General features: G+C 71.5%; 7 protein-coding genes. 2 read left to right on the top strand and 5 right to left on the bottom strand.

Annotated elements, in window-relative coordinates; translation table 11 throughout:
* On the bottom strand, positions 1-1,143 hold a 1,143-nt coding region (locus tag AB8Z75_RS25200), incomplete at its 3' end, for a helix-turn-helix domain-containing protein (protein ID WP_369205745.1).
* A gap of 979 nt (positions 1,144-2,122) precedes the next feature.
* Between AB8Z75_RS25200 and AB8Z75_RS25195 the strand changes: the two genes are divergently transcribed.
* A complete protein-coding gene (locus AB8Z75_RS25195; RefSeq protein ID WP_369205743.1) occupies positions 2,123-2,644 on the top strand; it encodes a universal stress protein in 522 nt (173 codons plus the stop codon).
* A gap of 337 nt (positions 2,645-2,981) precedes the next feature.
* On the opposite strand, the gene glmS is transcribed toward AB8Z75_RS25195, so the two are convergent.
* Both glmS and AB8Z75_RS25185 read right to left on the bottom strand, forming a co-directional pair.
* Positions 2,982-4,811: a glutamine--fructose-6-phosphate transaminase (isomerizing) gene (gene glmS / locus AB8Z75_RS25190; protein ID WP_369205741.1), complete on the bottom strand. Its 1,830-nt coding sequence runs from the start codon at positions 4,809-4,811 to the stop codon at positions 2,982-2,984.
* Between the two features lie 167 nt (positions 4,812-4,978).
* Positions 4,979-5,257 carry a hypothetical protein gene (locus tag AB8Z75_RS25185; protein ID WP_114018098.1) on the bottom strand — a complete coding sequence of 93 codons (279 nt, stop codon included), beginning with the start codon at positions 5,255-5,257 and terminating at the stop codon, positions 4,979-4,981.
* 214 nt (positions 5,258-5,471) lie between these two features.
* On the opposite strand from AB8Z75_RS25185, the gene AB8Z75_RS25180 reads away from it, so the two are divergent.
* Complete coding sequence (locus tag AB8Z75_RS25180; protein WP_369205739.1) at positions 5,472-7,157, top strand: beta-N-acetylhexosaminidase; 1,686 nt, start codon at positions 5,472-5,474, stop codon at positions 7,155-7,157.
* A 198-nt stretch (positions 7,158-7,355) separates the two neighbouring features.
* Here AB8Z75_RS25180 and AB8Z75_RS25175 read toward each other — a convergent pair whose 3' ends face one another.
* Both AB8Z75_RS25175 and AB8Z75_RS25170 read right to left on the bottom strand, forming a co-directional pair.
* Positions 7,356-7,982: a DUF4429 domain-containing protein gene (locus AB8Z75_RS25175; RefSeq protein ID WP_369205747.1), complete on the bottom strand. Its 627-nt coding sequence runs from the start codon at positions 7,980-7,982 to the stop codon at positions 7,356-7,358.
* A gap of 182 nt (positions 7,983-8,164) precedes the next feature.
* Entirely contained in the window at positions 8,165-9,331 is a 1,167-nt protein-coding gene (locus tag AB8Z75_RS25170; RefSeq protein ID WP_369205737.1) for an acyl-CoA dehydrogenase family protein, read from the bottom strand.
* Between the last annotated feature and the right edge of the window lie 240 nt (positions 9,332-9,571).

Raw genomic sequence — 9,571 nt, 5'->3', positions numbered from 1 at the left:
CCCCGGGGCGCCCCCCTGGCCGCCGGGGCCCGGCTGCGGCTGGTGCGGCAGACGCGCTCCGCTCTCCGCACCCTCCCCTCCGAGGCCCGGTACGTCCTCGCCCTGCTCCCCGTCCACCCGCCGTGCCCGGTAGGCGGCCCGGTAGGCGGCGGGGGAGGCGCCGAGCTGGCGGCGGAAGTGGCCGCGCAGCGCGACGGGGGAGCGGAAACCGCAGCGTCCCGCCACCTCGTCCACCGAGTAGTCCGACGTCTCCAGCAGGCGCTGCGCCTGGAGCACGCGCTGGGTGATCAGCCACTGCAGTGGAGCGCTCCCAGTAAGAGACCGGAAGCGTCGGTCGAAGGTGCGGCGGCTCATGTACGCGCGCGCGGCGAGGGTCTCCACGTCGAACTGCTCGTGGAGGTGCTCCAACGCCCAGGCGACGACCTCGGCCAGCGGGTCGGCGCCGATCTCCTCTGGTAAGGAGCGGTCCAGGTGGCGGGGGTGGCCGCCGGTCTCCTGGCCGTTGCCGCGCCGGGGCGGGATGACCAGGCGCCTCGCGAGCGCCCCGGCCGCCTCGGCGCCGTGGTCGGTGCGCACCACGTGCAGGCACAGGTCTATGCCCGCGGCCGTCCCCGCGGAGGTGAGGATGTCGCCGTCGTCCACGAACAGTTCGCGCGGGTCGACGTGGACGGCCGGATAGCGCTTGGCGAGCGTCGGCGCGTACATCCAGTGCGTGGTGGCGGGGCGGCCGTCGAGCAGGCCCGCGGCGGCGAGGACGAACGCGCCGGTGCACAGCCCGATGATCCGGGCCCCCTCCTCGTGCGCGCGGCGCAGCGCCTCCAGCGCGGCCGGGGGTGGTGGCTGGGTGATGGAGCGCCAGGCGGGCACGACGACGGTGCCGGCGCGGGAGATCGCCTCGAGGCCGAACGGCGTGCTCAACTGGAGCCCGCCGGTGGTGCGCAGCGGCCCGTCCTCGCCCGCGCAGACCAGCAGCCGGTAGCGCGGAACTCCCGCGTCCTGGCGGTCGATTCCGAAGACGGAGAGCGGGATGGAACTCTCGAAGATGGGACCACCGCTGAAGAGCAACACCGCCACGATCTCGCGCCGGCGGCGCGCGGCCAGCTTGCGGGTCTCAACTGGGCCGTTCGTGGAGTCCTGGCTCATTGGAACTAAGCCCCCCTCAATCGTTGTGTTCCTCTCGGTCCATACACATCTCCCCCGCTCTCCCCCGCAGCGAAAGCCAAGATCGAATCTACTGCGTCGGACGAGGTGGGCGGTGCAAGTTCGGCATCCGGCGCTATGTCGACAAGGCAACTTGGCGTGAAGCATTCGATCACGAAGCGTTTCACTCAAAGGCGTTGCAGGGAAGTACGCATGCCCTCTCTGCCCCGTCAACGTAGGGTGCACACCCGCGCGGCGCTCCTTTCGTCCCTGGTGACAGGGGGTCGGGGGAGTGGTACGGCAAGGGTTGAGGCGTGTTCCCAAGTTGGCCGAAAAACGAGGGGGGTCACACGTACGATCCAGTCACTCCCGGGGCGCACGCCATGGGTGGCCAGAGGCGCGGGAGGCGCATGCTGCGCCTGGTCATCCCCAGTCCGGCGGGGGATCGAACGGCGTGTGACATTTGGTTACTCATTGTGCGCCGGTGTGCGCCCCGAGCGATCGTCTCGCGCCATCGCATCGACCGCATGACGCCCCCGGACGGAGGTCGGCGGCCGACCGGGGGCCGGCCCCGCGGTACCGGTCGCAGCCGTGGCCGTGTGCCGGTCGCGCGTACGCCGCGTGACCGGGCGCCGCGCCAGGTGCGCCGGGGGACCGGCCAGGCGCGGGCGCGGCGGCCCCCGCGGGCTCCGGCGGGCCCCGCCCGTGTCAAGGAGGCGCGTAAGGGGCGTAACGCGGCATTGCGCTGAGGGCCGCGCTCAGGCATGCTCCGGGGTCAACCGTCCCGGCGGCCACCTTCCATTGCCTGTGCGTGGGGGGAGTGCCGCCGTACCCTTTGGGTAAGGGAATTGGGAAGACGATTCCCGGTCTTCCCCGGTCTTCGTCCCCTCCGTCGAGCCGGCCGTGAGGCCCCGAGCAGATCGAGAAAGCGCAAGCCGTCCGTCGCCCCTCTGTACAGAGGACTCATTCGCCGAGACAACTCATGGCTGGACACGAGATCCCTGACCCAGCGGACCGCAGGCAGATCGCCGACTCCACGGCGGTCCCCGAAGCGGCGGGCGAGCCACGCCACTCCTGCGATCCAGCCTTCCAGCACGGCGTCGTCGTCGGTTTCGACGGCTCGGTCTCCAGTGAGCGGGCGCTCGCCTACGCCATCGGCATGGCTCGTCGCACCGGCTCGGGACTCATCATCGTGCACGTCGCCAACCGGCTGCCGACCACGGTGTGGGCGGGCTGCGAGCCACCCGTCTTCGTCGACGTCCCCGACCACCGCACCGAGGTCCTCGGGCTCGAACTCGCCTGCGCCGACCACCTGTCCGAGGTGCCGTGGATCCTGGTGGAGCGCGGCGGCGACATCTGCCACGAGCTGGAGGAGGTCGGCAGCGAGTACGCGGCCGACGCCATCGTGGTCGGCTCGACGCACGGCCTGGTGGGACGGATCTTCGGCTCGGTGGCGGGCCGCCTCGCGCGCCGCGCCCAGCGTCCTGTCGTGGTCGTGCCCTGATCCGACGCGAACGGCGGCGGCGCCCTTCGCGCCGGCCCGTCCGCGGACGAGCCCGTCCGCGGTCAGGCTTCGTTCCGGTGTGTGATCCTCCAACTCCTGCGTGTTTACCGTCAGTTCATTCTGTGGGGATCGATAAATCTACCCGCCCGTAGAGGTGCGTTGTGCGCTTGTGAGGGGCATACAGACAGCACGTGGGCGCCCCCGGACCGAGGGCGTGCCGCCGACCGGGAGTGACGGTCCCGTACGGCGGCCCACCTGCCGGCGTAATGGGCGACGCCGGCACAGGGGAGGCGGAATCCCGCGCGGTTGGTGGCCCGCGCGGGATTCCGCCCATCCCCTACTCCACGGTGACGGACTTGGCCAGGTTGCGGGGCTTGTCGATGTCCCGGCCCAGGGCCAGCGCCGTGTGGTAGGCCAGCAGCTGGAGCGGGATGCCCATCAGGATCGGGTCCAGCTCGTCCTCGTTCTTGGGCACCACGATGGTGTGGTCCGCCTTCTCCTGCTCCTGGTGCGCCACGGCCAGGATCCGGCCGCTGCGGGCCTTGATCTCCTCCATCGCCGCGCGGTTCTTCTCCAGCAGGTCGTCCTCCGGCACGATCGCCACCGTCGGCATCGCCGGCTCGATCAGGGCCAGCGGCCCGTGCTTGAGCTCCGAGGCGGGGTAGGCCTCGGCGTGGATGTAGGAGACCTCCTTCAACTTCAGCGAGGCCTCCAGTGCGACGGGGTAGCCGCGCACCCGGCCGATGAAGAGCATGGAGCGGGCGTCCGCGTAGTTCGCGGCCAGCTTCTCGATCTCCGGCTCCTGCTTGAGGATCTCGGCGATCTGGGCCGGCAGCCTGCGCAGGCCCTCGATGATGCGCTTGCCGTCCTTGACCGACAGGTCGCGGGTGCGGCCCAGGTGGAGGGCGAGCAGCCCGAAGGCCACCACGGTGTTGGTGAAGCACTTGGTGGAGACGACGCACACCTCGGGGCCCGCGTGCACGTACACCCCGCCGTCCGCCTCGCGCGCGATGGCCGAGCCGACGACGTTGATGACGCCCAGCACGCGGGCGCCCTTGCGCTTGAGCTCCTGGACGGCGGCGAGCGCGTCGTAGGTCTCGCCCGACTGCGAGACGGCGATGTAGAGCGTGTCGGGGTCCACCACCGCGTTGCGGTACCGGAACTCGCTGGCCGGCTCGGCGTCGGCGGGGATGCGGGCCAGCTCCTCGATCATCTGGGCGCCGATCAGCCCCGCGTGGTAAGAGGTGCCGCAGCCGAGGATCTTCACCCGGCGCACGGCGCGCGCCTCGCGCGGGTCCAGGTTGAGGCCGCCGAGGTGGACGGTGGCGAACCGGTCGTCGATGCGGCCCGCCAGCACCCGGTCCACCGCGTCCGCCTGCTCGGCGATCTCCTTGTGCATGTAGGTCTCGTGGCCGCCCAGGTCGTAGGACTCGGCGGCGTACTCGACCGTCTCCGGCGAGGAGGAGGTGCGCGACCCCTCGGTGGTGTAGGTGCGGTAGTCGCCGGCCTTGATGGTGGCCATCTCGCCGTCGTCCAGGGTGACGACCTGGCGGGTGTGGGAGACCAGCGCGGCGACGTCCGAGGCGACGAACATCTCGTTCTCCCCGATGCCCAGCACGACGGGCGAGCCGTTGCGGGCCACCACGATGCGCTCGGGGAAGTCGGCGTGCAGCACGGCGATGCCGTAGGTGCCCTCGATGTGGCGCAGCGCCTCCTGGACGCGGCCTTCCAGGCTCTCCGCCTGCGCGGCGGCGATGAGGTGGACGAGCACCTCGGTGTCGGTCTCGGAGACGAAGGAGACGCCGTCCGCGCTCAGCTTGGCCCGCAGCTCGGCGGCGTTGTCGATGATGCCGTTGTGGACGACGGCGACCTTCTCGGCCGGGTCGAGGTGGGGGTGGGCGTTGACGTCGTTGGGAGCGCCGTGGGTGGCCCAGCGGGTGTGGGCGATGCCGGCCGTGCCGGAGAACCGCTTGGGGACGCGCTCCTCCAGGTCGCGGACGCGGCCCTTGGTCTTGGCCGTCTTGAGGGCGCCGGGCTTGCCCGCGGTGCCGCCGGTCTGGATGGCGATGCCCGCGGAGTCGTAGCCGCGGTACTCCAGTCGCTGGAGCCCCTCCAGCAGGAGCGGGGCGGTGTCACGCTTACCGATATATCCCACGATTCCGCACATACTGCTGATGCCCTGCCTCTCCGTCGTGCTGTGGTGCTGTTGAAGGTGTGCCGCGTATGGAAGGTGGTGCCGCGTATTGAAGGTGGTGCCGCGTGTGGCGGGTGGTGTCGCGCCCTGCCCGCCGTGGACGTCGGGAGGACGTCGTCGGGAAGGCGCCGTCGGGAAGGTCAGCCGTAGACGATGCGGCGCAGCTGTCTGAGGGACAGCTGAGGCGGTGCCACGGCGCGGTGCGGCAGCTCGGCCTCGATACGTTCGAAGATCTCCGGATTCGTCAGACCCTTGGCTTGGAGCTCCCGGTGCCGGCGCCGGACGAACTCGGACGCCGTCTCGTCGAAGTACGACAGGACGTCCAGCACCACCCGCGCCGCCTCGCCGCGCCGCAGCGGCGTGGTGCGGACCAGGTGGTCGAGTAGGTCGTCGTGGACCGGCGTCGGAGCGTCGAGCACTCGTCGATAGTGCGGTCTCCGCGTCACGATCGCAAGAAATCTGCCCGATAGCGGGCACGGCGTGGCGAAAAGTGAAGCCATCCGATGTCTTCCCGGTCGCCCTCGGGGCCGCCATCATGACGAAGTGTCCCGAAGACGGCTTTCGTTGTGAGTGCGCCACCCCAGTGAACGACCGTTCGAAGAAATCCTGACCGGATCTCGGAGGGATCACTGCATGGGACGACGACTTCGACCGCTTCTGCTCCTGTGCGCCTCACTGCTCGCCGCCACCTCGCTGCCCGCCGTCTCGGCCACCGCCGAGACCGGCGCGCGGTCAGGGCCGGGCACCGCGCACGGCCCCCGTTCGCTCGATGAGGTGATACCCGCGCCCGCCTCCGTGCGGGCCAAGGGCAAGCCCTACACCCTCACCCCGCGGACCGTGATCCGGGTGAGCGGCGGGCACGACCACGGGCGGAGGCACGGGCACGACCACGGGCGGGGGCACGGACGGGGGAAGCAGCGCGGGCACGACGCCTCCAAGGGGGCACGCCAGGTCGCCGAACAGTTGGCCGACCTGCTGCGGCCCGCCACCGGCTACCGGCTGCCCGTCACCACCCGCCCCGGACGTGACGGCATCCACCTGAGGCTGAGCGGCGCACGCGGACTCGGCCGCGAGGGGTACCGGCTCCACGTCACCGAACGCGCCACCGTCCTCAGCGCCCGCGAGCCCGCGGGCCTCTTCCACGGCATCCAGACCCTGCGCCAGCTCCTGCCCGCCGCCATCGAGGCCGACAGCACCCGTCCTGGGCCCTGGCAGATCGCCGGCGGCACCCTCACCGACAAGCCGCGCTACGCCTACCGCAGCGCCATGCTGGACGTCTCCCGGCACTTCTTCCCCGTCGACTCGGTCAAGCGCTACATCGACCAGCTCGCCCTCTACAAGATCAACACCCTGCACCTCCACCTCTCCGACGACCAGGGCTGGCGCATCGCCATCGACTCCTGGCCACGGCTTGCCACCCACGGCGGCAGCACCCAGGTCGGCGGCGGGCCCGGCGGCTACTACACCAAGGCCGACTACCGCGACATCGTCCGCTACGCCGCCGAGCGGCACCTGACCGTCGTGCCCGAGATCGACATGCCGAGCCACACCAACGCCGCCCTGGCCTCGTACGCCGAACTCAACTGCGACGGCAAGGCGCCACCCCTCTACACCGGCACGGACGTGGGCTTCAGCTCGCTGTGCGTACCGCTGGAGCGCACCTACGACTTCGTCGACGACGTGATCCGCGAACTGGCCGCCCTCACCCCGGGCCCCTACCTGCACATCGGCGGCGACGAGGCCCACTCCACCAGCGAGGAGGACTTCGCCGCCTTCATGAAGCGCGTCCAGCCCATCGTCGCCAAGTACGGCAAGACCGCCGTCGGCTGGCACCAGATCACCGCGGCGCCGCGCCGGGGCACCATCGCCCAGTACTGGGGTTACGACGAGACCGGGGCCGAGGAGCGCGCCCAGGTGGCCGCCGCCGCACGCAACGGCACCCGGCTCGTGATCTCCCCGGCGGACCGTTCCTACCTCGACATGAAGTACCACGAGGACACGCCTCTCGGCCTCTCCTGGGCCGGCTACGTCTCCACCGAGCGCTCCTACGACTGGAATCCGGCCACCTACCTCGAAGGCGTCCCCGAACGGGCCGTCCTCGGCGTGGAAGCACCCCTGTGGTCCGAAACCCTCTCGACCAGCGCTCAGCTCGAATACATGGCCTTCCCGCGACTGCCCGGCATCGCCGAACTGGGTTGGTCCCCCGCCGCCACCCACGACTGGGACCGCTACCGCCAACGGCTCGCCCAGCAGGCGCCCCGCTGGGACGTGATGGGGGTGAACTACTACCGCTCCCCCCAGGTGCCCTGGGAGGGCTAGGACCTGTCTTCCGGACGCGACCGTGCGGGCGCGAGCGTATCCGGAAACGCGGCACCGGCCCCCGGTGTCAGCCGGAGGCCGGTGCCGCGTATCAGGGGGCGTCGCGGGCGCGTCACCTGTCCAGCCGGTGACGGCACCGACCAGGGGAGGAGCGGGCAGCGGCATCGCCGACGAGTGGACTCTCGCGCTCGGCCCGCGTCAGAGGCGGTCGAGGACTGCCTTCTTGGCCAGGGCGAACTCCTCGTCCGTCAGGACGCGCGAGCGGTGCAGCTCACCCAGCTCCCGCAGCCGCCGCAGCAGCACGTCGTGGTCGGCAACCCCGGCCACAGGACCGCCCGCGCCCGCGGAGCCCCCCGTCCGCGTCCCCACCCGCGTGAGGCCGCCTCGGCGCGTGGCCCGCCGTCCGCCGTCACCTCGGGCGGGTGCTCCGCCGCGTCCGCCGCCGACAGGGCCCGGCCGCCCCGCGCCCGCGCCGGGCGGGAGCCGCTGTACGGGCGGGAGCCGCCGTGCGGGTGGGGCAGCCGGGCGGCGACGGCAGCCGCCAACCGCACCGCGCCGCTCGTCTCCCTCGCCTGCCGCACGCCCCACAGCACCAGGCAGTACCTCGGCGAGGAGCAGCGCGGTACGCACCTGCTCGACGAAGTACTCGGCCACACCCGTACGGTCCCTCTCCACCGGGAGCCGGTACGGGTCCGAGGAGTCCGGCAGCCGGCCACGGGCCACCTGCGAGAGGGGGTCGGCGCCCTCTCGGAGCCGCAGGCGCAACCTGCCGCCCTTACGGCCGCCCGGCTCGTAGGCGATCCCGGCCACCGCGTCCAGCGGCACGACGATCTCTCCCAGGACCTTGCGCAGCTGGTGCACCTGTCGATCGGTGCCGGGCGATCCTGAGAGTCTCCCCGTCGAAGGTCCAGGCTCCGGCTCGCTGCAGAATCTCCGCCATGCTCCGATTATTCGGGCTCGTGGAGGCGGTGGACACCCGGGGGCGGGGTGCGGCCGTGGCGTCGGTGTCAGACCCCCACCCCCAACTCGCGGGCCACCAGCATGCGCTGGACCTCGCTCGTGCCCTCACCGATTTCGAGGATCTTGGCGTCGCGCCACATGCGGGCGACCGGGTACTCGTTCATGAAGCCGTAGCCGCCGTGCACCTGGGTGGCCTCGCGGGCGTTGCTGACGGCGATCTCGGAGGAGTACAGCTTCGCCAGCGCGGCCTGCTTCTTGAACGGCTCGCCCGCCACCAGCCGGGCGGCGGCGTCGCGCCAGGTGACGCGCGCGGTGTGCGCCCGCATCTCCATGTCGGCGATCTTGAACTGGATGGCCTGGTTCGCGCCGATGGGCTTGCCGAACGCCATACGGGTGTTGGCGTAGCCGACCGACTCGTCCACACAGCCCTGCGCCAGCCCGGTCGCGAGCGCGGAGATCGCGATCCGCCCCTCGTCGAGGATCCGCAGGAACTGCGCGTAGCCGCGGCCCAGCTCGCCCAGCAGGTTGGCCTTCGGAACGCGGACATCCGTGAAGGACAGCTCGTGGGTGTCCGAGGCGTTCCAGCCGACCTTGGAGTAGCCGGGGGCGACGGTGAAGCCCGGCGTGCCGGAGGGGACGATGATGGAGGAGATGCGCGGCGCGCCGTTGTCCTTGCGCCCGGTGACGGCCGTGACCGTGACCAGACCCGTGATGTCCGTCCCCGAGTTGGTGATGAAGCACTTGGTGCCGTTGATCACCCATTCCCCTGTGGACTCGTCCAGCACGGCCGTGGTGCGGGTGCCGCCCGCGTCCGACCCGCACTCCGGCTCGGTCAGCCCGAAAGCGCCCAGGACCTGCCCCGAACACAGCTTCGGCAGCCACTCCTGCTTCTGCTCCTGCGTGCCGAACAGGTAGAGGGGCATCGCGCCCAGGGAAACCCCGGCCTCCAGCGTGATGGCGACGGAGGAGTCCACCCGGGCCAGCTCCTCCAGAGCGAGGCAGAGCGCGAGATAGTCACCGCCCATGCCGCCGTACTCCTCGGGGAACGGCAGCCCGAACAGGCCCATGGCGCCCATCTGGCGCACGATTTCGTACGGGAACGCGTGCCGCTCGTAGAAGTCACCGATCGTGGGCGCCACCACGTCGTGGGCGAACTCCTCAACGGTACGGCGCAGTTCCTCGTGCTCAGGGGAGAGGCGGTGGTCGAGAGCCATGCTGCTCACTGCTCCTTGGTGTCGGGGGAGTTCGGGCAGGGCGATGCCGCCGGAGCGGGTGCGGCGGACGGAGAGGACGGAGAGGGAGGGGAGGGCCCCCCCCCCCCCCCCCCCCCCCCCCCCCCCCCCCCCCCCCCCCCCCCCCCCCCCCCCCCCCCCCCCCCCCCCCCCCCCCCCCCCCCCCCCCCCCCCCCCCCCCCCTCCTCAACGGTACGGCGCAGTTCCTCGTGCTCAGGGGAG

This window comes from Streptomyces sp. PU-14G, assembly GCF_041028275.1.
Lineage (GTDB): Bacteria > Actinomycetota > Actinomycetes > Streptomycetales > Streptomycetaceae > Streptomyces.
Note: the sequence above shows the minus strand (reverse complement) of the source record. Positions and strands in the feature narration are given on the sequence as shown.

Coding starts and splice junctions, on each gene's coding strand:
- AB8Z75_RS25195 (WP_369205743.1), top strand. CDS start 2,123: ATGGCTGGACACGAGATCCCTGACCCAGCGGACCGCAGGCAGATCGCC.
- glmS (WP_369205741.1), bottom strand. CDS start 4,811: ATGTGCGGAATCGTGGGATATATCGGTAAGCGTGACACCGCCCCGCTC.
- AB8Z75_RS25180 (WP_369205739.1), top strand. CDS start 5,472: ATGGGACGACGACTTCGACCGCTTCTGCTCCTGTGCGCCTCACTGCTC.
- AB8Z75_RS25170 (WP_369205737.1), bottom strand. CDS start 9,331: ATGGCTCTCGACCACCGCCTCTCCCCTGAGCACGAGGAACTGCGCCGT.